The organism is Streptomyces sp. NPDC045846 (genome assembly GCF_056431605.1).
The window spans coordinates 361,832-388,394 of sequence record NZ_JBWKKJ010000005.1; the positions used below are offsets into that span (position 1 = coordinate 361,832).

A 26,563-nucleotide genomic window follows, 5' to 3' on the forward strand; every position below is an offset into this window, starting at 1 on the left:
CTGCGCGGTGCCGGGAAGGAGCGGACCCGTTGGCGCCGTGGGGACGGTGTCCGGCGGAGTGCGGGGGAACGGTTCAGGGCGCGGGACGTGGCCTCTGCCCCTGGACCCGATCAGGGGATGTCAGGGGGGATGGAGACCCGTGCCAGGTCGGTCGCGGCGGGCAGGAGTACGGGAAGGGAGGGGCTTGAGGGAGGCGGCCGGTTCGGGTACGTGCCTCGGCCCGGGGCGCGGCCGCTGCCGGATCGCTGTCGGGCAGGACCGCCGGGTGGGCACGGGGCATGGATTGGGCCGGCCGGGGCGGGGCAAGCGCTGGGTATGGGTGACGTTGCCGAGACACCGCGGCCCGGGGGGCCGGGGACGGACTATCGCTGTGCGTTCGTGCTGGGCGGGGGCGGGGCGCTCGGGGCCTACGAGGTGGGAATGCTCAGGGCGCTGATCGAGGCCGGAATCCGCCCGGACCTGGTGGTCGGGACGTCGGTCGGCGCCATCAACGGCGCGGCGATCGCGGCTGACCCCACGATGGGGACCGTCGAGCAGCTGGGCGAGCTGTGGGGGAACCTGGGCCGCTCCGGCGTCTTCTCCGGGTCGGTGCTCCAGCGCCTGAGGCTGGCCGCCCGCAACCGCACCCATGTCTACTCCTCGGCGCCGCTGCGCGAACTCCTGGAGACCTGGCTCCCGGCACGGCGCATCGAGGATCTGGCAGTGCCCTTCCAGTGCGTCGCGGCGAGCATCGAGGGCGCCGCCGAGCACTGGTTCACCCAGGGGCCTCTGGTCCCGGCCGTGATGGCCTCGTGTGCGGTGCCCGGACTGCTGCCGCCGATGGAGGTCGACGGCGAGCACTTCTTCGACGGCGGCTTGATCAACAGCATTCCTGTGGGCCGGGCGGTCGCCGCAGGAGCCCGCACGGTCTACGTCCTCCAGGTCGGGCGCGTCGAACGGCCGCTGAACGCGCCCCGGGCGCCTTGGGAGGTGGCCGCCGTGGCCTTCGAGATCGCCCGCCGACACCGCTTCACCCGGGACATGGCCGACCTGCCTCCCGGCGTCGAGGTGCACGTACTGCCCACGGGAGCCGCGTCCGGCAAGGGGGAGGACATCGCGGGCCGCAAGTTCCGCCACCGCGACTTCGGCCTCTCCGGGCAGCGGATGGAGCTGGCGCACGAGGCATCGGCCGCCTATCTGGAAGCGGCGGGCAAGCCCCGCACGGACGAAGCTCCATGAGCAGCGCGCTCGGTGCACGTGATGTGGCCAGACGGTGCCTCAGCATGCCCGCACTCGTCGCGCTGATCCCCGTCGCCGCGGCCCTGCTGCTCGTGACGGTGGTGCTTGCCCCGCTGTCGCTGCTGGCCGGACGGCCTGGGCGGGCCTGGCAGCCGCAACGGCTGGCCCTCTACGCCCTCGTGTATCTCGTCGTCGACCTTGCCGGTGTGGTGGCGGCGGGCGTCGTGTATCTGCGCTGCCTGGGCGGCGGAGCGGACCGTGAGGAGCGTTCGGTGACGCTCAACTACCAGGTGCTGGCGCGCCTGTTGGCCTTCCTGGTCGCCTGTGCGGAACGCATTTTCGCGCTGCGGGTGGAGGTCGGGCCGCCGATCCCGCAGCGGACGCACCCGCCCCGCGACGGCATCGTGGTCTTCGCCCGCCACGCCGGCCCCGGGGACTCGATCCTGCTGGTGCACGCCCTCCTCTGCGGCGCGGGTCTGCGCCCCCAGGTCGTCCTCAAGCAGTTCCTCCGCTGGGACCCGTGCATGGACCTCCTGCTCAGCCGGCTTCCGCACTGCTTCGTCCCGCGTCGGGGCGAAGCGGGGACTTCACAGGTCATCGGCTCGTTGGCGGCCGCACTGCGTCCGGGAGACGCGCTGGTCGTCTTCCCTGAGGGCGGCAACTTCACCGAACGCCGCAGGCGTCGGGCCATCGGCTGGCTCAACCGCACCGGCCAGACCTGGCGAGCGGCGCGCGCCCGCCGACAGCGCCATGTCCTGCCACCGCGCATGGAGGGATCGCTCGCGGCGCTGTCCGGAGCGGGCGACGCCGGAGCGGCCGTCGTCTTCGTCGCGCACACCGGCCTCGACCGCATCGACTCGCCGTCCCGATTGTGGCAGTCGATCCCCTTGCGCTCGGCGGTACGCGCCACCTGGTGGACCGTACCCAGCCGCGCGATACCGGCCGGTGAGCAGGCCCGCGAGGCCTGGCTGACCGACCAGTGGTCACGGGTGGACGCCTGGATCGCCGGGGAGTGGGCCAGCCCTGCCGAGGCCCCGCCCGCTGCGACCTGACCGGTCCCGGTAGCGGCGCCGGGGGGAGTCGTGGGCCACTCCCGAGAGCATGTGCGGTGCAGAGGCGGCGGGCCGACGGCCGGGGAGCGGGCTCCGGCGTCCACTCGTACGCGTGGTCCATCAGCCGGCCGACGGGCCGCGACAACCTGTCCTCATACGCCGTCGGGCTCGCATCCGGGGCCTTCAGGAGTCGTAGACGGTCAGGATCGCACCGTCGATCACCACGCAGCGCGGAGTCCCGGCGGCTCCCTGGCGCAGGGCGTCCAGACAGCGGCGGAAGAGCGTCAGTTCCTCTCCGTCGAGGACGGCGGCGGCGAGGTCGATGAGCTCCGCGATCGCCGGTTCGGTCAGGACCGGGGGCAGCTCGCCGGAGAGCAGGACGACCCACTCTCCGGTGCGCCCCCTGACCACTGCGGTGGTGGGCCCGCCGTGCACGAACAGCACATGTCCCCCAGGAAGTCTGGGGCGTGCGGCTCACGTGCCCCGAGCAGAAGGAGACACTAGCGGCGGATGCGGCCCGTTTCGGGCCGAGTCGATTCTTTCTCCGAGATTGTGCGGACCGGCAACCGGGCGGGCGCCCCCGGGCGTCTACGCCGGAACGCCCCGCACCCGGACGGGTCCCGCGATGAGCGGTCGGGGTGCCTCAAGTCCACTGTGTTCGGCGTGAGTTGAGCGCGATGGGTCGGCCCTACTCCTTCGTCGGTGAGCGGTCCAGGAGGGATTCGACCAGGGCCGCCACGTGGCGTCGGTCGTCGGGAGAGAGGCGTTGGAGGCTGGCGATGAGCACCTCGACCTCGGGATCGGCGTCCGGTGTTCCGGCTCGGGTCGAGTCGGTGGCCGCGGGGTCCGCGGCGTAGATGTGGATACCGCAGGCCTCGGCCGCGGCTCGGCGCACGGTGTCGAGGGGGAGTCCGAGCCCCTTGGCGAGATTTTCCAGGGTGGCCGGCTGGGGCATGCGCACGACGCGGTCAGCGGTCGCGAGGTGGTGGACGGTGGAGCGGGGAAGGCCGCCGCGACGTGCCACTTCGCCGTAGGACCAACCTTCACGGTCCAGGCACTCTCGGATGATCTGTTGCAGTGCGTTGGCCACTGATGGTCGCTTCCTGCTCGCCGTTGGGCGGAAACCTTCCGCGTCGGACCGATTCTAAGGGCGTCGTCGCCGCGCCTTTGGGGGTGTCTTCCGGAACCGCTTGCGCTGCGGCTCGGACGGACACTACTGTCCAATCTCGTTGGACAGGACGTCCATTCGGTTTGGACATCGTCGGCAGGGGATCTGCCCGCGCCGGACCGCAACCCACCATCCCTGAGGGGGGATTCATCATGATGGAAGCCCACGAGCTCGACGCGGAATCCGCGGAGCTGCTGCCCGGCCGCGAGGCGCTGGGGCGTCTGAAGTTCAGCTTCGGCCGCAGCACCACCGTGACCAAGCACGTCGCCAACGTGACCGCGCACAACGAGTCGGCCGCGCTCAACGACCACTCGCTGTGGTCGGCCGCGGAGTCCAGCGCCGCCCAGCAGATCACCATCACCCAGTAGCACCCGCGCCGCACATCGCACGACCGCGCCGGGCACACCCCAGTGCCCGGCGCGCACTGCCCCCTACAACGAACCACCGTCGGAAAGGACATGCCATGAGCATCGACAACCACGAGCTGGACGCCGAGAGCGCGGAGCTGCTGCCCGGCCGCGAGGCGCTGGGGCGCCTGAAGTTCAGCTTCGGCCGCAGCACCACCGTGACCAAGCACGTCGCCAACGTGACCGCGCACAACGAGTCGGCCGCGGCCAACGACCACTCGCTGTGGTCGGCCGCGTCCTCCGAGGGCACCCAGGCCATCCACATTTCTCAATAGCACGCGCACCACCCGCGACGGGCCGCGCGAGCGGAACGCGCGGTCGCGCCGGGGGGAGTACGAACACATGTCGCTGCTCGGAGACGGGACCACAGCACGGCATGGCGGCGGTCCACCGCTGCCCGGGCCGGGGGGACTCCCGGTGGTGTACGAACACCCCCCGGTGGAGGGCCGGGCGGCCGCCGGGACCGCGAGACCCGAGCGGCCGCCCGTGCCCCGGCTCAGCGCCAGTCTCCAACTGCACGGCGAATACCAGGGTTCGGGCTTCACCGAACCCAAGTACATCGCCCGGCGGGGGGACGGGCAGGTGGTCCAGCTGTCCCGGCTGCTGTACCTGGTGGCCCAGTCGATCGACGGCATCCGCGACCTGGAGACCGTCGCCCACCGGGTCAGCGCCCGTTACGGCCGCGAGGTCAGCAAGGACAACGTCCGATACCTGATCGAGGAGAAGCTGACGCCGCTCGGCGTCACCGTGCCCGAGGGCGCGGCCGACGAGGAGGTCTCCGCGCCGCGATCGGAGCTTCTGCTCGCCCTCAAGGGCCACCGGGTCCTGTTCGGCGAACGGCGGGTGGCCGGGATCGCCCGCAGCCTCGCCTGGCTGCACTCACCGGTCGCGGTCGCCCTGGTGCTGGCCGCCGCCGTGGCCATGGACGTCTGGTTCTTCGCCTTCTTCGGGGCGGTCGAACCCGTCCTGGAAGTGCTGGACCAGCCGGTCCTGATCCTGGTGGCCTTCGCCCTGACCGTGGCCTCGCTCGTCTTCCACGAGTTCGGCCACGCCTCGGCCTGCGAATACGGGGGCGCCCGGCCAGGATGCATCGGCTGCGGACTCTTCCTCATCTGGCCCTCCCTCTACACCGACGTCACCGACGTCTACCGGATCGGGCGGGCCGGCAGGCTGCGCACCGACTTCGGCGGCGTGTACTTCAACGTCGTCTTCATGCTGGGGATGGCCGGGGCCTACTTCGCCACCGGTCAGGTGTTCTTCCTGTCCGCCGTGTATCTGGGGCACTTCGAGGTCCTGGAACAACTCATGCCGGCCGTCCGCCTCGACGGCTACTACATCCTGGGCGACCTCGCCGGGATCCCGGACCTCTACGGCAAGGTCCGCCCCATCCTGCTGAGCCTGGTGCCGGGACGCCGCGGGCGTGCGGCCCGCAGGGAAGTCGCGGGTCTCAAACGATCCGCCCGCCTCATCGTCGCCACCTGGGTCCTGACGATGGTGCCCCTGCTCGCCGGTGAACTCGGGTACGGCCTGTGGAACCTGCCCCGCATCATCGCGACGATGACCCGGTCGCTGACGGAACAACTGGGCGGCACCGCGGCCGCGTTCACGAGCGGGCACTTCGCCTCGGGACTGGTCGGCGTGATCGGCTCGGTGATGCTGCTGTGTCCGATGGCCGGAGTGACGTACCTGTCGGTCAAGCTCGCCGGTCGGTTGATCCGGGCGGCCGCGAAATCCACCGCTCACAAACCCCGGCTGAGGATCGCCCTCTGCGCTCTGTCCCTCGCCGCGCTGACGGGTCTGAGCTACGCATGGGTGTCAGGCATGACACCGAGGCCACTGCCCCAACGGCCGCCGATCGCGCCCGTCCTGCAACCCGGCGTCCCGACGTCGCGGCCACCGGTCCACCACACCCCCGCCCGGCGACGGCGCCCCACCGCCTCACCCACTCCCGTCACACCGTCGCCCAGGACCGGCTCACCCTCGGCAGGGCCCCGATCCAGCGCTTCCGCGAGCCCCACCGCGACCTCGCCGGTGTCACCGAACCCCCACCCCAGCACCTCCAAGCCCCCGGCCATCGCCGGCACGGCCAAGCCCCGGACCTCCGCGAAGCCCTCCGGACAACCGGCGTCACCTCCCCCTACCTCGCCGACTCCCACGCCGCCACAGAGCCCACCCCCCACCGCCAGCCCCACGCCCGCCCCGAGCCCGGCCGCGACATGAGAGACCACGTGCCGCGGGGCCGACCACCTCAGGAGACCTTCATGCGCCGCCATCAGAAGCCGCCTTCCACCGCGAGTCTGCTCACCCGCCGCTCCGTACGCCTCGGACTGTTCGCGGCCGGTGTGGCGAGCGTCGCGACCGCCGCCCCCGCTCAGGCCAGCGCCCATGCGATGGTCGGCGGTGTGGCGATCGCCCAGGACCACACCTTCACCCATGCCGACCCTCTGCACCACACCCAGGTCAAGGACACCTTCACGGTCCAGCAGTTCGGCTCGGTGAACAGCGCCGACGTACGCAACCAGGCCAACGCCGTGTCCGTGGGCTGTTCCGCCGACGCCCACTGCCGGTCGGTGGCCCTGTCCTTTCAGATCGTCACGATGGCCAACGTCCGCACCCATCTGAACGCCGTCAACGTCGGCGACGCCGCGAACCGGTCCTGCACCGGCTGCCAAACCCTGGCTGGGGCCTACCAGTTCATCGTGTCCACCGCGAAGCCGTTCACCCTGGACCAGAACGCGCAGCGCCGACTCGCCCTGATTCACCAGCGCCTCGACGCGCTGACCCGGTCGACCGTCCCGGCAGCCGACCTCAAGAGGCAGGTGGACGCCCTGGCGGACGAGGTGACGGGCGTCCTGCGTGACGCCGCGGCCTCCGCGCCACAAGCCGGTACGCAGCCCGTTGTCACGACGCACCGCCACCTGGACGGCTGGCCCACGCACTGACGGCTGTCTCTCGCCGGTCCCGGCTACCGCCGCCCGGTCCGGATCCTGGCCCGCTGCCGATCCCGGCACTCGGGCGCAGCTCACGGGACCCTCGTCCCGCGAGCTGCGCCCGAAGGGCAACTCCGCGCGACACCAGCTGAGGGCGGCGGTACACGACTCCTGTCGGGCGGTTGCTGTGGATCGGCTCATCCGGTGCTGGGGGTCGTGCGGGGGTACAGCGTGCGCAGGCCCCCCGCGCTCTGCCGAGCGCAGCCCGTTGTCAGTGGACGATGTTACGTTCTGTGACATGACCGATCACGCGCTACGGCTGCTGCGGCAGGACCGCCGCCTGGCCGAACTGGCCGCCTTTCCCTTCGACTTCGACCTTGACCGCGCCGCCCATGGCCATGTCGAAGAGGTGCGCCTCGCCCTGGGCGGGCCGTTGGAGACGGTCGCCGGTGACGACACCGGCGGCACGTACTTCGTGTGCGCGGACGGCTCGGTGCTCTACGCCGACTCGGAGGGCGCGGCGGGGATCATAGGCTCCAGCGTCGACGAGGCCTTGGAGATGCTGATAGGCCTGCCCGGTTGGCGTGGTTACACATGTCTGGCGCTCGACGAAGGCGAGGAGAAGATCCTGGCGTACGTCGCGGAGGCCGAGGACGACATCCGCGAGCACTACGAAATCGACGAAGCGCGGGCCGAGCTCCGCGCGGCGCTGGGCTTCCCCAAACGCTCCCCGGTCGACCTGATCCGCAGGCTGCGCGCCGAACTGCTGCGGACCGAGCCGGACTTCGTTCTGCTCAACGCGGAGGAGGGGTGCGCGTACGACCGGATAGGACCGGCCGGCCCGCCGCTGTGGGAACCCGTGCTCGCGGCGGGCCGTGCCGATCTCGCCCGTTTGCGGGAGGGTGACCGCGGAGCCTGGCGTGACGTGGCCGAGGACCCGGTGCGGCGCCGGATCACCCTGCGGGCCGCACAGTTCGACCGCGCCGAGGGGGATCTGGAGCTGCTGCGGCACCTGCTGAGGCATGAGACACGGTCATCGATGACGGACGAACTGCGGCTCGCGGCCGTGCTCGTGGCGCTGCGCGGGGATGTTGGGGATCTGCCGCTGCTGCGAGAGGTCCGGGACACGGACTACGACACGGCGTGCGGCCTGGGCGGCATACCGGAACGGGGGGCAAGCGCGGACGAGTTGCGACAGTGGGCGCGGGCGCTCGACGAGTCGATGTTCGGGACGGACCCGTCGGACGAGCCGGTCTCCACATGGACCGACCTGGCGCGGGACCAGGGGATGGTGGCCCTCGCGCGGGTGACGCTGATCCGCGAGCTCGACGACATCTTCATGGACCAGAGCAGACTCCGCCGCCCCGAGACGCCCCGCGCCCTGGCCACGGCGCCGCTGAGCGGGCTCGCCCGGGACTTCGAGGAGCTCGGCGACCTTCCCCAGGCGCTGCGTGCCCAACGTCTGTACGCCGCCCTTCAGGAGACGGCGTGGGACCGGGTCTCGGCCCGGCACACCCTGGCCCGCCTGGAGCGGGAGGCGGGCCAGTTGGTCCGGGCGACGCACAGCCTGGCCGTTCTGCGCGACGTCCTGGCCACCCCGGGCGATGACTCACTGCGCCACTGGCAGCAGGTCAACCTCGGCCGCTTCATCGCCGAGGAGCACTACCGGCTCACCCTCGCCCTGACCGACGCCGCCCGTCCTGAGCAGTCCCGTGCCCTCCTCGCAGCCGCCGACGCCATACTCGGCGAGCTGTCGCAGAACGCCGCGAACGGTGTTCGCGCACTCGCTGAACGGACCGCTGCGAGGGTGCGGGAGGCCGGCTGAGATCGGGCGCGGAGGCCCGCGGCGCTGTTCTCCTGTTCGCCGTGGTTGGCCTCGCGGGACACGAAGGTCGTCCTTCGCTTCGTTCGAGCGACCGACGGGCCGCCAGTCCCGCCTTCGCGGAGTGGCGGCCCGGGTGCGGGGTGCGGTGGTCAGCTGTCCGGGTGCCATTCGCGGGCGAGGATCGCGTAGATGACCTCGTCGGTCCACTCGCCCTTGACGAACTCGTTCTCCACCAGATGCGCCTCGCGCCGCATGCCCAGCTTCTCCAGGACGCGCATCGAGGCGGTGTTGCGGCCGTCGAGACGGCCGACGATCCGATGCAGGTCGAGTTTTTCGAAGCCCAGTTGTATCAGGGGCCTGGTCGCCTCGGCGGCGAACCCCTGGCCCCGGTGGTCCGGGTGCAGCACGTAGCCGATCTCGCCCTGGCGGTGGGCCCGGCTCGTCCAGTGCAGGTTGACGTCGCCGATGAGGGCGCCGGAGTCGCGCAGGGCGACCGCGAGGAGCAGGGTGTCGCCCTCGTCCTCCAGCGTGGTGAAGGTGATCCGTTCGGCGAGCTTGGCCCGCACCTCGTCACGGGTGCGCGGCAACGAGTACAGGTAGCGGTTGACGTCCTCCCGGCGCTGGATGTCGTACAGCGCGTCGAGGTCGTCCTCGACGAACGGACGCAGCACGAGGCGTGCGGTGGTGATCGGGTGGCCCAGGCTGATCATTCGGTTACTCCATGACCGTTGCGGTGATCGAGGCGGGTTCCTCCGGGGCTGGGGTGAAAGAGCGGCCGCCGACGGCCGTGGTGAGGGCGGCCAGCGCCCCGAAGCCGACCACGAAGACGAAGGCGAGCCGACTGCCCCCCAGATCGGCGAGCGTACCCGCGATGGCGTTTCCGGCGGACATGCCGAGGGTGAGTGCGCTCCCGACGACGGCGAAGCCCTCGGCGAGCGCCTGGCGCGGCACGATCGAACCGACCACCGTGCTGCCGGTGATGAGGACCGGCGAGATGCCCACACCGGACAGGATGACGAACCCGTACATGGCCGCCATCGAATCGACGAGCACCAGTGGTGCCATCGTCAGGCACAACAGCACGTTGGTGAACAGGAGTTGACGGACCACCGGCAGTTTCCAGTTCACCAGGCCGAAGGCGAACCCGGCGATCATGCTGCCCACGATCATGAGCGCGAGCAGCAGGCCGGCTCTTCCCGATTCGCCCTGCTTGTCGGCGAAGTTGAGGACGGCCACGTCGGCCGTGCCGAGCAGGGTTCCGGTGGCGAGGTAGCCGAACGTCAGGAGCGGCATCCCGCGCATCCGGATCACGCCGATGCGCGGCAGGTCCGCGTCCGGGTGGATCGTCGGCTCCGATCGCCGCAGCGTCGCCATGACCAGCGAGCCGCCCACGGTGAGGGTGATCGCGCCGATCAGGCCGGCGCTGGGGAAGATGTCGACCGCGAGCCACACCACCAGGAGTGGGCCGACGATGTACACCACGTCGTCGAGCACCGCCTCCAGGGCGTACGCGGTCTGCATCCGCTTGCCGTCGTCGAGGACGGCGTTCCAGCGGGCGCGCACGAGCGACCCCAGCGGCAGCGCGGAGGCCCCCGCCAGGATCGCGATGGGGAAGTACGTCCAGGAGGGCATCCCCGCCTCGGCGGCCAGGACGATGCCGAGGATTCCGCAGGTGTGGACGAGCGTCGACCAGAGGATGACCGGCCGCTGGCCGCGGCGGTCGGCGAGGCGGGCGAGGATCGGCGCGGTGAAGGCGTTGGAGAGACCGAACGTTCCGGCGACCGCGCCGCCGAGGGTGTAGGAGCCGGTGAGTGTCTCGATCATCAGCAGGCAGCCGAGTGTCCGCATGGACATGGGTATCCGACCGATGAATCCGGCGGCCACGAAGGCCGCGGCACCAGGCACGGTCATCAGGTCGCGATACGAGCGCATGAGCACAATCTCCTTATCGGGCCCGGCAGCAGCCGTTGTGCGCCCACTCCGGTTCGTGCCAGTAGTGGTCGTCGCGGTGGAGCGCGGTGGGGGCGTCGGCGCGGACCGTGACACCCGGGCCGGCGAGGCCGTTGGCGGCGGGCCTTCGGAAGGGGGCGAGGAGTTCGGTGACGGTCCGGACGTGGCCGCCGACCAGCACGGTCCGCACGGCGGCCGCGGCGTGGATGTCCTTGAGGGGGTCGCCTTCGACGAAGACGAGGTCGGCGAGCTTGCCGGGGGCGATGGAGCCGACCTTGTCCTCGATGCCGAGGCACCTGGCCGCGTTGCCGGTCGCCGTCATCAGCGCCTCGCGCGGGGTGAAGCCGTACTTGACCATCGCCCGCAGGTTCTGGTGGAGGCTGATGCCGACGTCGTCCAGCGCGGCGTCGGTCCCGGCGACGACGAGCCCGCCGGCCCGGTGCACCCGCAGCAGCATGTCCGCGTCGCCCATGGTCCACGCGTGGTTGACGTCGGAGCCGGGGCCGCCGTCGGCGTTCGCGGCCTTCCGCAGGAGCCGCTGGTACTCCCAGTCGGGGTAGAGCACCTTGGTCCGGTCGTCGTCGAGCAGCGAGCGGTCCCCCACGAACAGTTCACTGGCGAAGATGGTCGTCGTCGAGATCCACATGCCGCTCGTGGCCAGGATCGCGACGGAGTCCGATGCGGTGCGTCCACCGGCGTAGCTCAGCGTCCGGGAGTAGCCCAGGCGGTTGCCGCCGCCCGTGTGCTCCATGCCGTCAAGTCCCGTGTGGGCGGCGGGATACAGGTAGTGGGAGGTCACCGGGATGCCCCGGTCGTGCGCCCAGGACACCACGCGTTTCTCGAAGGACACCGGCAGCCGCATGTAGGACTTGACGAGGTCGTAGTCGAGGCCGCGCGCCCGGTCCAGCTCCCGTTCGAGTTGCTCGGGGGTGAACACCGGACGCATGAAGTTGTAGTAGGCGCGGGTGCCGTCGAGCGCCTCTCCGGTGCCCAGGTACCGCGGGCCGACGCGGGCACCGCTCGCCAGGGCCTCGCGTGTCTCGACCATCTGGTAGGCGGGGTCGCCGGGGGAGCGGCTGGTGGTGATGCCGTACGACAGCCAGAGCCGCCCGGCGCGGTCGCCCCACTGACGGCCCCGGATGTGCCAGTGGTTGTGTGTGTCGATCAGGCCGGGCATGACGGTGAGCCCGGACGCGTCGATCACCCGGCCGCCGGGTCTGCTGCCGCGGGGGACGATCGCCGCTATCCTCCCGTTCTCGATCACCAGGTCGACGTCACGGCGCAGCTGGGTGCTGCTTCCGTCCCAGACCGCCCCGGCGCGGACGACCACCCGCTCGGGGCGGTCGACCGCCCGCCAGGTCAGGTTGACCGGGACGGTGCGCGGTCGCCCGCCGTCGATGGACACCGTGCGCAGGGCGCCGTTGCAGAGGTAGAGGACGGTCCGGCCGTCCGCGCTGACCGAAATCGAGTCGGTGACCTCGTCGGTGAGCCGGCTCGGCGCGCCCGTGATGTGGCCGCTCGCGTCGATCGGCACCCGCCACGCCAGGCTCTCCATCGCGAAGACGAAGTGCTTCCCGTCGCCCGTCCACACGGGACCGTCGTCGCCCCGGGTGGCGATGGACCGGTCGCGTGCCACGGCCTCGTAGCGGATCTCGTTGCCGTGCAGGTCGACGGTGAGGATCTGGTTGTGACCCGCGAGGGAGCGCTGGGAGTACGGTCGGATCGCGGCGAGGCAGAGGCGGGTGGAGTCGGGGGACCAACTCGGTCTGCCCGGCTGGTACATGGCGGGCAGGACCTTGGTGGCGGCCTTGGCCGCGAGGTCGAAGACCCAGGTCGCGCCGCTCTCGTCCTGGTAGGCGATCTTCGCGCCGTCCGGCGACCAGCGGGGTGTGAGCTGAGCGTTGGGCAGGTCGGTGAGCCGCTCGGACCGCCCGGTGGCGAGGTCGAAGCGCCAGAGGTTGGCGGTGCCCGCCCGGTCGCTGACGTAGACGAGCGAGCGCCCGTCCGGCGACCAGTCGGGATCGGTGTTGAAGTAGCCGTCCGACACGATCTTCCGGGGCCGGCCGCCGATCTCCAGCAGCCACAGGGCGTTGAGCGCGCGGAAGGCGATCCGGCCGCCGTCGGGCGAGAGGACCGGGCCCGCGATCCCCTTGACGTCGAAGGGGCCCGTGGCGGTGAGGTCCCTGGCCTTGCGGCGGTAGTCGCGGCGCGCCAGCGGAACGACCGCGGTGAACGCGATGTCCCGTACGCCGCCGGTGAGTTGACGGCGGCGGATCTTCCCGTCGGACGTGTAGAGGAGCTCCGTGGCGGACAGCCAGCACGGTGCGAACGGCGACACGTCCTCGCTCCCGCTCACCACCGCGTCGCCGACGACGAGTTCACCGCGGGGCCCGGTCACCCGCATGTAGCTGAGCGTCGTGCCGTCCCGGCCGAGCTGCGGGCCGAAGAACGTCGCGTCGCCTGCGGCGGTGACCAGTTGTTCGCGGCGGCCGGACGCGATGTCGACGGCCTCGATGACCGAGTAGTCGACGACGTAGACCACGCGCCAGCCGTCCGGCGACCAGGACGGCATGGTGTAGGCGTGCCCCTCGTCCACGAGCACGCGGATCTTCCCGGTGGCCAGCTCCAGGAGCCGGATCCGGCTGCGCTGGTCCTGGTCCGAGGCGTAGACGACGTACTTGCCGTCGGGCGAGAAGCGGGGCTCCAGGTCGTAACCGGGGCCGCTGGTCAGCCGCCGCAGGCCGCTACCGTCCGCGTCGATGCGCCACAGGTTGTAGACGCCGTCGCGGAACGACTGGAAGACCAGGCTCTTTCCGTCGGGCGACCAGTCGGGCTGGGTGGAGTCCTGTACGTCGTCGGTGAGGCGGCGGGCCTGCCCGCCGTCCGCGGGCAGCAGCCAGATCGAGTTGAGGGCGTCCAGGGCGATGGTGCGGCCGTCGGGCGACATCACCGCACGGAGGTTGGAGCTCTCGTGCACGGCCACCGACCGCACGGTCTCGTCCGTGGCCTGGGCGGCCTCCGCCTGGCCTGCCCCGCCCACGAGCGAGGGGGCGAGCCAGAGGGCTTCGGCGGCCACCGCCAGTCCGCCGCTGTAACGCAGCACCTCGCGGCGTCGGATCTGGTGCGGTTCACGATCGCGTGCGGACACTGAGACCTCGATCTTTCAATGTCGTGAACGGGAAGGAAGAGGAACACGAGGAAGCGGGAGGAGCAGGGGCGGTCGTGCGGCGAGCACCACGGTCCGCGGAGCGGCTTGCGCCGCTCCGCGGACCGTGGTGGATCAGGCCTCGGCGCGACTGGCCTCGTAGTAGTCCTGGAGCATCTTGACCAGACTCGGGTGGATCCTGGACGCGGCGAGCAGCTCGGGCGGCGGCGTGAACTGCGGGTCGAAGTCCTCCGCCCACTTCTGGTACGACGGGCGCATGTTGTATTCGACGATGACCGGCCAGTCGACCGTGACCTGCCAGTTGTACTCCCAACCGGTGGCCAGCATGTGGGTCACGGCCTGATTCACCGACTCCTCGCGGCTCATCGGCTGGATCGGCGCCCGCACCGGCCGGAAACGGTCGATGTCCAGCTCGGCCTTCTCGCCGAGGATCCGGCCCGCTATCTCCTGGGCGAGCAGCGGGGACAGGTGCAGGCCGTCGCGGTAGGTGCCGGTCATCATCCACAGGCCGGCCAGGCCCTCCGTCTCGCCGAGCAGCGGGAAGGCGTCCAGGGACACCGGCCGGTTGCCGACCTGGAGCTTGGCGAGGCCGCCGTTCCACAGTCCGGTACGGACCTGGCGGTGGGCACAGTCGAGGAGGAACTGGACGTCCCGCAGGACGGGGGTGTCCATCGGCTCCGGTGAGATGATGTTGGTCGCGCCCACGTACACCTGGCCGTCGGTGCGCGGCACGATGTGCAGGCCGCAGGCGAAGGCCCGGTTCGGGGTGCGGATGACGCTGCGCGGCACGGTGTTGTCGTCGGTCTGGATCAGCGCCGACACGCCGTATCCGCTGACCAGGCGCGGCACCCGGCGGGCGATGTCGGGCACCGTGTCGAGGAGGTCCTGGGACCGGACACCCGCCGCGAGCACGACGTCCTTGGCGACCAGGGTGTCCCCGGACTCCAGGACCACGCCGTCGATCCTGCCGTTGCTGTAGGCGAGGCGCACACCGTGCTCGGCGATGAGCGTCCCGCCGGTGTTCAGGTAGGCCGCCTGGAGCTGGTCGAGGAGCCGGTGGGAGTCCACGGCGTGCTCGCCCGGGATGAAGAACGCCTTCAGCGAACGCTGGCTCGCGTGGGCCTCCATCCACTCGATGTCGGCCGGGTCGATGTCCTCGTAGGGCTCGTCGTAGCGGTCCAACTCGGTCCGGATCGCTTCGTAGTTGCCCTCGTCGATGCCGGGGTGGCCCACCGTGTTCAGGTGGACGATCGTGCCGTCGGCGGTCTGGACGTTGGGCTGTCCGGTCTCCTCGGCGAGCTGCCGCGACCACTCGGGCCACATCTTGCGGGCCTGGATGTCCATCTCCAGTTTGGACCGGCCGTGTTCGCTGGCCACCAGGGTGGTGGTGACCTCGCCGAAGCAGCCGTTCATCGCGCCGGCCGCGGTCGACGCCGCCCACGGGCGGTGGGGCTGTCCGAGGAGGGCGACCCGGATCTTGCGGCGGGCCAGCGTGAGTGCCAGCGAGAGGCCGAGCGCCCCGTTGCCGACAACGATGACGTCGTACGACTGCTTGTCTTCCTGAGTGATCGTCACGGTAGTGCTGTCTCCTCATGGATGGGAAAGCTCAGGTGCGGGATCAGGAACGTGTGCGTCGGCGGATGTGACGACGGGGTCAGTTCTCGGCGGGGGTCAGCGCCAGCGCCTCGGCGGCGATCTCCAGGTGTTCGCGCTCGTGCAGGGCGGACAGGGCGAGGCGCACCAGGCCGGTGCCCTTGGCCACCGTCGGGAAGAACGCGGGCAGCACGAGCACTCCGGCCGCGCGCAGTCGCCTGGCGGCGGCGAACCCGGCCTCCTCGGTGGGGTAGTGCGCGCCCCGGACCGGCGAGCGCAGGCCGGCGTTGACCAGCTGCCCGTCGGTGAGGGCGTCGAGGACGTCGGCGTTGTGCCACAGTCGCTGCTGCAACGCCGCCACCTCGCCGCTGAGGTGCAGCCGGGCCGCGGCGACGTCGGCGGCCAGCATGGGGAGCATGATCGAGTGGCCGAAGACCAGCGGGTTGGCGAACTTGCGCAGCACGCGTACGTCGGCCTCGGCGGGAACCAGTGCGAAGCCGCCCGCTCCGCCGAACCCCTTGGACAGGGAGCCGGCGATGACCACGTTCGGCGGGAGCCGGTCGCCGAACTCCTCGAAGGCGTATCCGCCGCCCAGCGGGCCCGCGATGGAGATGCCGTGCGCGTCGTCGACGTAGAGATGGCCGCCGTACGGTTCGAGGGCCGCGTGCAGAGCGACCACGTCGATCAGACCGCCCATCGAACCGACGCCGTCGACCAGCACGATCGGTGTGCGCCCGGCCGCACCGCAGTCCCTGAGGATGCCGGCCAGCGCTTCCTGATCGGCGAGGTCGAAGCGGTGCAGGGGGCCGATCTGCTCCAGGATGCCCCGGATGACCTGCATGGAGGCGTGGGCGGTGCGGTCCACGATGAACGTCACGCCGCCGGGCGCGACCGGATAGCTGGGCAGCGCGCCGGACCCGAGCAGCGGCAGCAGCCCCAGGTGGACGTTGCCGACCGAGGTGAAGGCGACGGCCTTGTTGCCCCGGTACACCGTGGAGAGCAGCTCTTCCAGCTCACCGAGGTACACCGGGCGCATCCGGTTCCGGGACGACGACAGGTGCGCGCCGTAGCGTCGCAGCGCCTCGGCCGCGGCGTCGACCAGAGCGGGGTGCTCCTCCAGGCCGAGGTAGGAGCAGGAGACGAATTCCACCGACTCCGATCCGTCCTGCAGGCGGACGCGCTTGCCCGACCGCTCGGTGACGACGTGGCCGGTGAGGCCCTCGTCGAAGGCGCGGTCCATGGAGTCGGAGGTCTTGCTGATCCGGGACTCGACCCAGTTCGCCCGGTTCGACTCCTTCTCCGCAGGTGGCGCCGTTGTTCCCCCGTCGCCCGGGGGCTCGGGCGAGGCGGGCGAACTCCCGCCGGGATCACTGGTGTTGATTTCCGCGAAGGCGTGGGCGCAGACGGCGGCGTAGTGCTCGCCGTGGGAGCCGAGGAAGTCGCGGCACTCGTCGAGCAGCGTGGCGAAGTCGGCCACGCCCCCGAGGTGGTCGGCGATCCGGCGCAGCCCGGCGGCCAGTGCCTCGCGGGCCGCAGGTGCCTGCGGGTTGGCGGCCTGTACGTCCCAGTACACCTCAGGGGAGCCGGCGGTGATCCGGGCGAGCAGTGCGAGCAGCATGGTGGCCGGGGGCGGTGCGAGGGCGCGCAACTCCGCGATGTCGACGTCCAGGTGGGACGCCGCGAGGCCGAAGCCGAGGACGGCCGCGTGGGTGAGCGCCTGGGAGGCGGCCGCGAGCCGGTCGTGGTCGTGCTCGTCGACCCGGACCACGCGGCCGCCCCAGCCCTCGATGAGACGCAGCAACTCCATGCCGCGCGGGCCCTCGTTGACGACGACGGCGGCGACCGGGCGGCCCTCGATGCCGAGGGAGGGCGCGAACATCGGGTTGAGGCTGACCGCTTCGAGACCGTCGGCCGTCTCGCGCACCAGGCTGATGAGCGCGCTCTTGACCGACAGGGTGTCCACGAGCAGGGTGCCGGGTCGGAGCAGCCCGGTCAGGGGCTTGACCGCCGACAGCGCGACCTGTTCGGGAACGGCCAGGAACACCGTGTCCGCACGGCCCAGTTCACGGGCGAACTCCGCGTCGACGTCGGTGACATCGCCCCGCAGGAACGGGGTGAGCGTGGGGGAGCCGGAGGCGGGTGTGCGGTCGACCACCAGGACGTCGGCCCCCGAGTCCGTGAGCAGCCGGGCGAACATGGCGCCCACCGCTCCCGCTCCGACGACGACGCACCGGCCCAGTGCGAGGGTGTTCATCGACTCAACTCCGCTTGTTCGACGGCAGTGTGGACGGTGGACGCGTCGGCGGCTTCGGCGGCGCTCGCTGCCACCGCCGCGAGCATGGCCCGCGATTTCACGACGGTCTCGGTGTACTCCTCCTCCGGGTCGGACAGCGCGACGATGGCGCCGCCGACCCCGAAGGTGGTCTCTCCGTTCGCCGACACCAGGGTGCGGATGACGATGCTCAGATCGGCTGCCCCGCTGAGCGAGAACCAGCCGAGCGCCCCGGAGTAGACCCCGCGCGGCCCGTCCTCCAGCCGGTCGATGATCTCCATGGTGCGCAGCTTGGGCGCTCCCGTCATCGAACCGCCCGGGAACGCGGCCCGCACGCACGACACCGCGGACTCCGACGGGCGCAGCCTGCCCCGGATCGTCGACACCAGCTGGTGCACCGGGGCGTAGGTCTCGACGTCGAAGAGGACGGGTACGTGCACGCTGCCGACGTCGCACACCATGTTGAGGTCGTTGCGGACCAGGTCGACGATCATGAGGTTCTCGGCGCGGTCCTTCTCGTGGCCGAACAGGTCGGCCCGCAGGGCCTCGTCCTCGCTCGGGGTGGCCCCGCGCGGCCGCGTTCCTTTGATCGGCTTGGACTCGGCGACGCGGTCGGCACCGATGGACAGGAAGCGCTCGGGCGAGGCGCTGAGCACCGCGAGGTGAGGGAAGTCGAGCAGGGCCCCGTAGGGCACGGGGCTGATCCGGCGCAGGTGGGTGTAGGCGCGCAGCGGGTCGATCACGCCGGCCGCGCCGACCGTGTTGGTCAGGCAGATCTCGTACGATTCCCCGTCGCGGATCTCGTCCAGGCACTGGGAGATGAGCTTGAGGTAGGCCTCCTTGGCGTGCCGCGGACCGGCCTCGTGCTGGTCGGGCTCGGCGGTGAGCACGGTGGGCGGCGCCTCCTGGGGCCCGCTCTGTGGCGGCAGCGCGCACAGCCGGTCGGCCGTGTCGGCCAGCCAGGTCTGGGCCTCGCCGGTGCGCGCTGGGGCTCCGTCGCTGAGGGAGAGCAGATACGTGGTCCGCTCCAGGTGGTCCAGTACCACGAGCCGGTCGACGAACAGCATGGCCGCGTCGGGGGTCGACGACCGGTGGGCCGCCTGGCCGCCGGTCTCCGCCTTCAACTCGTAGCCGAGGTAACCGACGTATCCGAGGTTGAAGTCGAACGGCAGCCCCGGCGGCGTCGGTATCGCGCGCTGCCGCAACCGCTCGTCGAGGTAGTCGAAGAACTGCTGGCGGACCTGGTGGGTGTGGCCGTCGGCGCGCAGCACGCTGACCGTGCCGTCCGCGACGTCGTAGGTGACGTACTCGGCCAGCGGCCCGTCGGCGGCTCCGAGGAAGGAGAACCGGGACAGCCCGTCGAGCACGGCGCTGCTGTCGAGCCAGAAGCTGAGCCCGCGGTCCGCGAACAGGTCGCGGTAGACCGCCTCGGCGGCGGGCAGGTGGGGCACCTGGCGGACGTGCACCTGAAGGGGGCCCTGATCGGCCCGCGCCGGGGTGTGGGTCGGCGCTGCCGCGGGGCTGGGGGCGGCGGGGCGCGTTGCCCGCCGACGGGGCCAACTGTGCGCCAGATCACGGAAGTTGGCGAGGAGCTCCTTGCCGTACTCGCTGCCGATGGACTCGGGGTGGAACTGGACGCCCCAGATCGGCTCGGACCGGTGCCGCAGCGCCATGGGGATGCCGTCCGGGGTCCACGCGATGGTCTCGAGGTCGTCGGGCATCCCGGTCACCGCGAGCGAGTGGTAGCGCACCACGGAGAACGGTGAGGGCAGGCCCTTGAGGATGTCCACGCCGGTGTGGTTGACCGGTGAGACCCTGCCGTGCATCGGCTGTGGTGCGTGCTCCACGGTTCCGCCGAACAGATGGCTGATGCCTTGGTGGCCGAGGCAGACGCCGAGTGTGGGCAGGCCGCTGGACCGGATGGCCGACGCGCTCACCCCGAAGTCCCGTTCCCGGTCGGGCCGGCCGGGGCCCGGAGACACGACCAGGGCGTCGAATGCACCGAAGTCGATGTCGTGGATGTCCACGTCGTTGCGCACGACGGTCGGCGGGCGGCCGTTCACCTCACCGAGGTATTGGTAGAGGTTGTAGGTGAATGAGTCGTAGTTGTCTATCAGGAGTGTACGCATCCCAGATTTCCCCCCGTTGGAAAGCTCATTCTGGAGTACTGCCGCCGCCTGTCGCCGGAGAGGCGATGGGGTCCGCTATCACCAGGTCCTCCACCCGGCAGGTCTCATCGATGATCACTTCGTAGAGCCGGCGGAGGAAATCACGATCGATGTGGTGGGCCGCGCCGTACTCCGCCGCCCTTTGCTGAACGATTCCGATGCGATGGGGCTGCATCATGGGGACGCCGTTCTCGCGTTTGTGGTCCGCTATGCGCACACAGCATTCGATGCGCCGCTTGATGATGTCAAGAAGTTGTTCGTCGATGCGGTCGAGTTCTCCGCGTAACGCCTCGAGCGGGTCCGAATTCCCGACGGGCATGTCACATCCTCTGATAGAGAACCGGGACTTTGTTCCGTTCGGTCTGTGCGAACTCCTCCAGGCCCGTGCGCTCCACCGTGAATTCGAGGCACCGTGGGCCGGTGATGACCTGGTGGATGTGGTGGGCTTCGTGCAGGGACTCGGCGACGGCCCCTGTGGTGATTCCGGTCGGCGTCCGGGGCGAGAGCAGCAACCGGACTCTGTAGTGGGGGAATTCCCACAGCACCTGGAATTGGCAGTCGGCCGGGTCCAGGACTCCGAGCGCGGCCAGCCGTTCCATGAGCTGGTCGGAGGAGACCTTCCAGGTGTCCACGATCAGCGTCTGGCCGGTCCGGCCCAGCAGCGTCAGCCGTTGTGTCTGGCTGCCGCACGCGCATCCCGGCGGGTCCAGCCTTCCGCGGTCGCCGATCCAGTAGCGGAACAGGGCCATTCCGGTGGTCGTCAGGGGAGTGACGACCACCGCCCCGGGGCGGCCCGCGGGCACAAGTTCGCCGGTACTTTCGTCGATGATCTCCACGACGACCGCGTCCTCGTGCACATGGTGTTCCGCCGCGGAGATGTGGGCGCACTGGTATCCGATGGGGCCGGTCTCGGTCGTGGAGTACGCGAAGGACCGGACGGTCAGTTCCGGAGCCACGGCGGCGATCGCGTCCCTGCGCGCCTGTCCGACCGGCTCGCCCATGTACAGGAGCCGCCGCAGGTGCGGAACCGTCGCCGCCGTTTCGGTGGTCACGAGTTCGGCGCCGTGGGACGGGGACGAGACGAGCGTGTCAATTCCGTGCTCGCGCACCAATTCGGCTGTGTGGGCCATGGAGGGCTTGCTGCCGAGCGGGAAGGCGAGGGCGGGCACCAGCTGGAGCACGTCCTGCACGAAGGTGAAGGCGCCGCCCAGTTCCGCCGGGTGCATGCAGTTCGCCACCCGGCGGGGCAGCGGCGGCGCGGCGGCGTGGATGCCTCGGGCGCCGAGCCGGTTCACCCGACGGGTGAATTCCCAGGAGTGGTAGAGGACTTTGTTGAGGCCCGAGGTTCCGCTGGAGCGGATCACCAGGCCCGAATCCCCGCCGTCGATGAGGAATTCGTCGGAGCCGGGCGGACAGCCCACGGCGAGGTCCTGCGGTGTCAATGTCGGCAATCGGGCCAGTTCCGAGAGGTGGCTCACCTGGTCGAGCTGCGGCCAACGACGGCTCACCGAAGGGCTGTTGCGTGCCGTTGCGACCATGGCCCGGACGTTGTCGTCCCGCAGCCGCTCCAGATCCGACCGGCTGAGAGTGTCGAGGTTGTCGGCGAGCCTTATCGCGTGATCGCCGACAACGTTGTTCGAGCGTGCGTGGGTCTCGGTTGTCATGATGGGCCGGCCGATATCCCTTCTGCTAGGTACACGACGGCGCTGCATGGGCGCACACGGCCCACGGCCTTGTGCGCTCGGCCTGGAGATCAGTGTTTCAACGCGGTGCACAGTGCGGGTGCCATGGTCGGAGACCGGCTGTCGACGCAGTTATCCACGGTTCGGATGCGGAGATCGGCGCGGTCAATCGGATCGTGATATTCCACAACCGTCACCATCCCCGTTGCAGCCGCAGCATTGCATGGCGCACGAACTGGTGGCAAGGGCTTTCCGGTTCGTCCGAAATTCCTTGTCGGCACTCCGGTTTGGTGGCACTTCGCAGAGATTCGCCGGGTCGCGGACAGGCCAAGTTGCTTGTTCTCCATGATCGTGGTGGCTGATTGTCGCCGTGCACGTTCCGTGCCGGGAGCCGGGCTGGCTATCCTGGCCGCTATCTGACGCAGCGCGTTACGGGGGACCCTGGGGGAAGGGGTGGCGCTTCGCTTCACGTGGCTCCGTGGCCACGCCTCTAAGATCGACTTTCCAAGAGAGCCGCCGTAGGCCGAGCGCCGACGGTGCTGCTGACACGCCGATTTTGAATCGATGCCGGCCGGGTGCCGGAAACGGACGGCGCGCCTTCTTTCGGCGCGCCCCGAACAAGGGCGTCGCGCGAACTGCGCGCGACGCCGCGGTGTGCTGCTTATGGACGTCAATCGACGAATTAGGTGCCTATGAAAAGTACCGTGCGTTCCGATGAGGTGTTCGGCCTGGTGGAATCGCCACCCGCGGACCCGGCTCCGGAGGCGGTGTCGCTGCCCGCCGAGCTGCGACGCCGGCTCCACGAAGCACTGGCCCGCCCCGCGGCCCATCAACCGGACTGGCCTGATCCGGCCCAGGCGGCGCAGGCGCGAAGGGTGTTGGAGGGCGCGCTTCCCATCGCCGTCCCCGCTGAAGTGGACCAGCTACGCGCGCGTCTGGCCGAGGTGGCGCTCGGCCGGGCCTTCCTTTTGCAGGCCGGCGACTGTGCGGAGACCTTCGCCGGGAACACCGAAGCCCAACTGCGGTCCACGATCCGCACCGTGCTGCAGATGGCGGTGGTGCTGACCTACGGAGCGAGCCTGCCCGTGGTGAAGGTGGGACGGATCGCCGGACAGTACGCCAAACCCCGCTCCTCGCCGACCGACGCGCAGGGCCTGCCGTCCTACCGGGGTGACATGGTGAACTCCGCCGCGCCCACCTGGGAGGCTCGCACCCCGGACCCCTCCCGCATGGTCCGGGCCTATGCCAACGCCGGGGCGACGATGAACCTGGTGCGGGCCCTGAACGCGGCGGGCATGGCCGACCTGCACCAACTCCACGCGTGGAACAAGGACTTCGTGAGGGAGTCGCCGGCCGGGCAGAGGTACGAGGCGGTGGCCGCCGAGATCGACCGGGGGCTGCGCTTCATGGCCGCCTGCCGTGCCGACGACGCCCAGGTGCGAGGCACGGAGATCTACGCCAGCCATGAGGCGCTGCTCATGGACTACGAACGCTCGATGCTCCGGCTGGACACCAGCCACGGGCCCCAGCTCTACGACGTCTCGGCCCACTTCCTCTGGATCGGAGAGCGCACCCGGCAGCTGGACGGCGCCCACATCGCGCTGGCCGAGCTGATGGCGAACCCGATAGGGGTGAAGCTCGGCCCCAATGTCACCCCCGAGCTGGCGGCCGAGTACGTGGAACGCCTGGACCCGCACGGGGTGCCGGGCCGGTTGACGCTGATCGCCCGTATGGGCAGCGAACGGGTCCGCGACGTGTTGTCCACGGTGGTGGAGAAGGTCACCGCGAGCGGCCACCACGTGATCTGGCAGTGCGACCCGATGCACGGCAACACCCACACGTCGTCCAGCGGCTACAAGACCCGGCACTTCGACCGGATCGTGGACGAGGTGCGCGGCTTCTTCGAGGTCCACCAGCACCTGGGCACCCACCCCGGCGGCATCCATGTCGAGCTGACCGGGCAGGACGTCACCGAGTGCCTCGGCGGCGGCCAGGAGATCGGAGACACCGACCTCCACGGACGCTATGAGACCGCCTGCGACCCCCGGCTCAACTCCCAGCAGTCCCTCGAACTGGCCTTCCTGGTGGCCGAGATGTTCCGCCCGGCGAAGAACGGCGGCACCAGCGGCTGAGGACGTACGCGTCACGCCTTGTCCAGGACCTGACGCACCGCGGCCTGGACGGCGGGCCAGGCCGCGGAACCGGGCCGGACGACGTCGACGTGGTCCGCGCCTGCCACCTCGACGAGCGTGCCCCCGGCCGCGGCCTGGTAGCGGCGGGAAATCGACACCGGCACCATCTCGTCCAGCTCGCCGTGTACGAGGAAGACAGGGACGTCCAACGCGCCGAGGCCGGCCGGGTCGGCGGCGGCGTACCGGTCCGGTACGTCCTGCGGACCGCCCCCGAGGAAGTGAGCCACCGCACCGTCGCCAAGGTTCAGTCGATGCGATTCGGCCATGTCTGCCACGGCGGCCAGGGCGACGACCCCGGCCACGTTGGCGGGCTGCGCACTCCAACCGGGCGTACCCGGGGCGAGGCGGTGGCGAAGCGCCGCCCACAGCCCGAGCTGTCCACCGGCCGAATGCCCGACATACACCACCCTGTCGAGGTCGACCCGGCCCGGATGCGCGCGCTCGAAGAGGCTGGGCAGCATGTCGAGCGCCCGGGCGACATCCGTGAACGTCGTGGGCCAGCCTCCCCCCGCGCCGGTCCGGCGGTACTCCACATTGGCCACGGCGATGTTGTCCCCGAGGAGCGAGTCGACCGCCTTCGTGAGGTAGAGGCGGTCGTACTGCGCGCGCCAGAAACCGCCGTGCAGCAACACCACCAGGGGCACGGTTCCGGTAGCCCCGGCCGGGACGGCGAGGTCGGCGACCTGATCGGGTCCGGGACCGTAGCTCACCGTGGAGCGGTCGTTCACCGTGGCGCACCTCGCGATGTGGTGGGAAAGGTGAGGCCGCCTACGATCCCGGCGGGGCGCACGGAGTTCAATACCGCGTTCCCGCCATACGTGCCGGATCCAGCCGGTGTGCTTCCAAGGGGGTGGCGTCGACGGCTTGACGGAGCTGGGATGATGTGGGCCGGCGCAGAGACGGAACCGGCATGGTCGTGGAGGACGCGGAAGAGAGCGGGCCGCCGAGGGTGGGCGGCATTTCGAGGCCGGGAGCCTGCTCCCCCATGCGCCCTCAACACACCCGGGGTTCGAGACCGTGTTCCCTTTGGTCTGGTTGGTGGGCTACTGTCCCCGGACGCAAGGTCCGTAAGGGGGCACCACACATGTACGCCGTTGACGCCGTCGACAGACCCGGCCGCCCGCCCGGTGTCCGGACCGGCCCCAACGGGCTCACTTCTCGCCAGGCCGCCATCGTCTCCTTCATCGAGGACGAGGTCGCCCGGCAGGGATACCCGCCCTCGATGCGCGAGATCGGCCGCGCGGTCAAGCTGAAGAGCACCTCGTCCGTCGCCCACCAGATGATGGCCCTGGAGAACAAGGGCGTCCTCTACCGCGACCCGCACCGCCCCCGTGCCTACCGCGTCCGCGACGGCTGGAACGGGCAGGACTCCACGCCCGCCGCCGACCTCCCGGCCCCGGTGCCCGTTCCGCTGGTCGGCCGGATCGCGGCCGGCTCCCCGATCCTGGCCGAGGAAGCGGTCGAGGACGTCCTGGCCATGCCACGCCATCTGGTGGGCGAAGGCGACCTGTTCGCGCTGACCGTCGTCGGCGACAGCATGATCGACGCCGCGATCTGCGACGGCGACATCGTCACGGTCCGGCGCCAGGACTCCGCCGACCACGGCGACATCGTCGCCGCCCTGCTCGACGGCGAGGCCACCGTCAAGCGCCTGCGCCGCAGGGACGGGCAGGTCTGGCTGGTGCCCCACAACACGGCCTACCAGGCGATTCCGGGGGACAACGCCACCATTCTCGGCAAGGTGGTCGCGGTCCTTCGCACCCTGTGATGCGCGGCCGGAAGTGCCACGGCCGGGCCTTCGGCGAAGTGGGCCGGACGGCGGCTCCCGGGGTGACAGCGTGGTCAGTCAGGCGGGCCATGTCCCTCATCGCGTGCTCGGCGCTTCGCCCGTCGTGGAGGGCGCCCTCCGGCCTCAGCCGGCAGGAGGTGACGGTCGGCGGGCGAGAGACGCGGGGCGAATGGCCTGCGGTCCGAACTTGCGGCGTGCGGCATCGGCGGCCGCCTCGATGCGGCGCCGTTTGTCGTCGGACGGGTCGAGGAGCAGCTGCTGGTAGGCGTGTTCGGCGCTGGTGAGGCCTTCGGCCCGCAGGGTGATGGCGGTGACGCGGGCCCGCTGGAGACCGAGGCTCGCGTACAGGTCGCGGGCGGTGCGTGCCAGGGCGTGCGAGTGTGCCGTCGCCTCGGTCAGGGCGCGGGTGCGCGTGGTGGAGGTCCGGTCGGCGTAGCGGACGGTCAGGGTCAGCGCACGGCAGACCTCCTTCGTCGTGCGCAGGCGCATGCCGAGTTCCTCGGCGAGGCCGAGCAGGGCGCGCTGGTGCTGGGAGGGATCGAGTTCGTCGGCCGGGAAGCGATGGGTGCCGGACGTGGTGCGGATGAGTGTCTCGCGCTGGACCGGCCGCTCGTCGATGCCGCAGGCGAGGGCATGGAGCTCGCGGGCGGGGCTTGCGCCGAGGATGCGGGCGAGGGTGGCGGGCGGAGTGTCGGCGAGTTCGCCGACGGTACGGATGCCGAACGTCTTCAGTGTGCGCGCCGTCGCCGGTCCGACACCGGGAAGGAGCGCGGTGGGCTGGGGTCGCAAGAACGCTTCGACACAGTCCGGGGCGGGGTCGATGACGGTGATACGGCCTGGTGGGGTGGCTGCGGCTGCCATGGCCGCGATCATCACCGAGTTGCCGGCGCCGATCGTCGTCGGCACCCCGTACAGGGCCAGCGCGCGCAGCGCCAGCACCTGTGCCGCTTCATAGGGGGTGCGGTCGAGGTAGCGCAGGGCACCGGTGAGGTCGAGGTCGACCGCCATGTCCTGGGGGCGCGGCTGGTAGCGGGGCGTGAAGTTCTCCACCAGCCCCACCAGCTGGCCGAACAGGTCGTCCGCGTCATCGTCGGGGCCCGGGTGGAAGAAGACCCGCATGACGCACCGCGCACGGTTGTGGCTCACGGCGC

At 70.7% G+C, this 26,563-nt stretch carries 21 protein-coding genes; 9 read left to right on the plus strand and 12 right to left on the minus strand.

Annotated elements, in window-relative coordinates; translation table 11 throughout:
* Positions 1-315: 315 nt before the first annotated feature.
* On the plus strand, positions 316-1,218 hold the full coding sequence (locus AC07F3_RS16700; protein ID WP_479114664.1) for a patatin-like phospholipase family protein: 903 nt from the start codon (positions 316-318) through the stop codon (positions 1,216-1,218).
* Between the two features lie 44 nt (positions 1,219-1,262).
* Positions 1,263-2,270 carry a 1-acyl-sn-glycerol-3-phosphate acyltransferase gene (locus tag AC07F3_RS16705; protein ID WP_479114666.1) on the plus strand — a complete coding sequence of 336 codons (1,008 nt, stop codon included), beginning with the start codon at positions 1,263-1,265 and terminating at the stop codon, positions 2,268-2,270.
* Between the two features lie 183 nt (positions 2,271-2,453).
* On the opposite strand, the gene AC07F3_RS16710 is transcribed toward AC07F3_RS16705, so the two are convergent.
* Positions 2,454-2,714: a hypothetical protein gene (locus AC07F3_RS16710; protein ID WP_479114668.1), complete on the minus strand. Its 261-nt coding sequence runs from the start codon at positions 2,712-2,714 to the stop codon at positions 2,454-2,456.
* A gap of 244 nt (positions 2,715-2,958) precedes the next feature.
* Positions 2,959-3,360: a helix-turn-helix domain-containing protein gene (locus AC07F3_RS16715; protein ID WP_479114670.1), complete on the minus strand. Its 402-nt coding sequence runs from the start codon at positions 3,358-3,360 to the stop codon at positions 2,959-2,961.
* 230 nt (positions 3,361-3,590) lie between these two features.
* Between AC07F3_RS16715 and AC07F3_RS16720 the strand changes: the two genes are divergently transcribed.
* The 5 genes from AC07F3_RS16720 (at position 3,591) to AC07F3_RS16740 (ending at position 8,600) form a co-directional block, all read left to right on the plus strand.
* Positions 3,591-3,806, plus strand: coding sequence for a hypothetical protein (locus AC07F3_RS16720; protein ID WP_479114672.1), 216 nt, complete (start codon positions 3,591-3,593; stop codon positions 3,804-3,806).
* Positions 3,807-3,901: 95 nt separating this feature from the next.
* Positions 3,902-4,120, plus strand: a complete 219-nt coding sequence (locus AC07F3_RS16725; RefSeq protein ID WP_479114674.1) for a hypothetical protein — start codon at positions 3,902-3,904, stop codon at positions 4,118-4,120.
* 67 nt (positions 4,121-4,187) lie between these two features.
* The gene (locus AC07F3_RS16730; protein WP_479114676.1) at positions 4,188-6,065 is read left to right on the plus strand and encodes a hypothetical protein; all 1,878 of its coding nucleotides are present in this window, start codon (positions 4,188-4,190) and stop codon (positions 6,063-6,065) included.
* A 41-nt stretch (positions 6,066-6,106) separates the two neighbouring features.
* Positions 6,107-6,787 carry a hypothetical protein gene (locus AC07F3_RS16735; RefSeq protein ID WP_479114677.1) on the plus strand — a complete coding sequence of 227 codons (681 nt, stop codon included), beginning with the start codon at positions 6,107-6,109 and terminating at the stop codon, positions 6,785-6,787.
* A gap of 286 nt (positions 6,788-7,073) precedes the next feature.
* The gene (locus tag AC07F3_RS16740; RefSeq protein WP_479114679.1) at positions 7,074-8,600 is read left to right on the plus strand and encodes a hypothetical protein; all 1,527 of its coding nucleotides are present in this window, start codon (positions 7,074-7,076) and stop codon (positions 8,598-8,600) included.
* 149 nt (positions 8,601-8,749) lie between these two features.
* Here AC07F3_RS16740 and AC07F3_RS16745 read toward each other — a convergent pair whose 3' ends face one another.
* The 8 genes from AC07F3_RS16745 to AC07F3_RS16780 all read right to left on the minus strand — a co-directional run bounded on the left by AC07F3_RS16745 (position 8,750) and on the right by AC07F3_RS16780 (position 21,413).
* Positions 8,750-9,310 carry a GNAT family N-acetyltransferase gene (locus AC07F3_RS16745; RefSeq protein WP_479114681.1) on the minus strand — a complete coding sequence of 187 codons (561 nt, stop codon included), beginning with the start codon at positions 9,308-9,310 and terminating at the stop codon, positions 8,750-8,752.
* Positions 9,311-9,314: 4 nt separating this feature from the next.
* On the minus strand, positions 9,315-10,532 hold the full coding sequence (locus tag AC07F3_RS16750; protein WP_479114682.1) for an MFS transporter: 1,218 nt from the start codon (positions 10,530-10,532) through the stop codon (positions 9,315-9,317).
* A 13-nt stretch (positions 10,533-10,545) separates the two neighbouring features.
* Positions 10,546-13,698: an amidohydrolase family protein gene (locus AC07F3_RS16755; RefSeq protein ID WP_479114684.1), complete on the minus strand. Its 3,153-nt coding sequence runs from the start codon at positions 13,696-13,698 to the stop codon at positions 10,546-10,548.
* A gap of 132 nt (positions 13,699-13,830) precedes the next feature.
* Positions 13,831-15,291 carry an NAD(P)/FAD-dependent oxidoreductase gene (locus AC07F3_RS16760; protein WP_479114686.1) on the minus strand — a complete coding sequence of 487 codons (1,461 nt, stop codon included), beginning with the start codon at positions 15,289-15,291 and terminating at the stop codon, positions 13,831-13,833.
* A 79-nt stretch (positions 15,292-15,370) separates the two neighbouring features.
* Positions 15,371-17,563 (minus strand): aminotransferase class I/II-fold pyridoxal phosphate-dependent enzyme, encoded by a 2,193-nt coding sequence (locus AC07F3_RS16765; protein WP_479114688.1) that lies wholly within the window; start codon positions 17,561-17,563, stop codon positions 15,371-15,373.
* On the minus strand, positions 17,560-19,710 hold the full coding sequence (pabB, locus tag AC07F3_RS16770; RefSeq protein WP_479114690.1) for an aminodeoxychorismate synthase component I: 2,151 nt from the start codon (positions 19,708-19,710) through the stop codon (positions 17,560-17,562). The genes AC07F3_RS16765 and pabB overlap by 4 nt, the downstream gene beginning before the upstream one ends.
* Before the next feature lie 25 nt (positions 19,711-19,735).
* On the minus strand, positions 19,736-20,068 hold the full coding sequence (locus AC07F3_RS16775) for a chorismate mutase family protein (RefSeq protein ID WP_479114692.1): 333 nt from the start codon (positions 20,066-20,068) through the stop codon (positions 19,736-19,738).
* A 1-nt stretch (position 20,069) separates the two neighbouring features.
* Positions 20,070-21,413 (minus strand): phenylacetate--CoA ligase family protein, encoded by a 1,344-nt coding sequence (locus AC07F3_RS16780; RefSeq protein WP_479114694.1) that lies wholly within the window; start codon positions 21,411-21,413, stop codon positions 20,070-20,072.
* Between the two features lie 785 nt (positions 21,414-22,198).
* Here AC07F3_RS16780 and AC07F3_RS16785 point away from each other — a divergent pair.
* Positions 22,199-23,563 carry a class II 3-deoxy-7-phosphoheptulonate synthase gene (locus AC07F3_RS16785; protein WP_479114939.1) on the plus strand — a complete coding sequence of 455 codons (1,365 nt, stop codon included), beginning with the start codon at positions 22,199-22,201 and terminating at the stop codon, positions 23,561-23,563.
* A gap of 11 nt (positions 23,564-23,574) precedes the next feature.
* Here the strand turns inward: AC07F3_RS16785 and AC07F3_RS16790 are convergent, their stop codons facing one another.
* Entirely contained in the window at positions 23,575-24,351 is a 777-nt protein-coding gene (locus AC07F3_RS16790; protein WP_479114696.1) for an alpha/beta hydrolase family protein, read from the minus strand.
* 356 nt (positions 24,352-24,707) lie between these two features.
* Between AC07F3_RS16790 and lexA the strand changes: the two genes are divergently transcribed.
* On the plus strand, positions 24,708-25,391 hold the full coding sequence (gene lexA, locus AC07F3_RS16795) for a transcriptional repressor LexA (protein WP_479114698.1): 684 nt from the start codon (positions 24,708-24,710) through the stop codon (positions 25,389-25,391).
* A 144-nt stretch (positions 25,392-25,535) separates the two neighbouring features.
* On the opposite strand, the gene AC07F3_RS16800 is transcribed toward lexA, so the two are convergent.
* Positions 25,536-26,558: a DNA polymerase Y family protein gene (locus AC07F3_RS16800; RefSeq protein ID WP_479114700.1), complete on the minus strand. Its 1,023-nt coding sequence runs from the start codon at positions 26,556-26,558 to the stop codon at positions 25,536-25,538.
* Between the last annotated feature and the right edge of the window lie 5 nt (positions 26,559-26,563).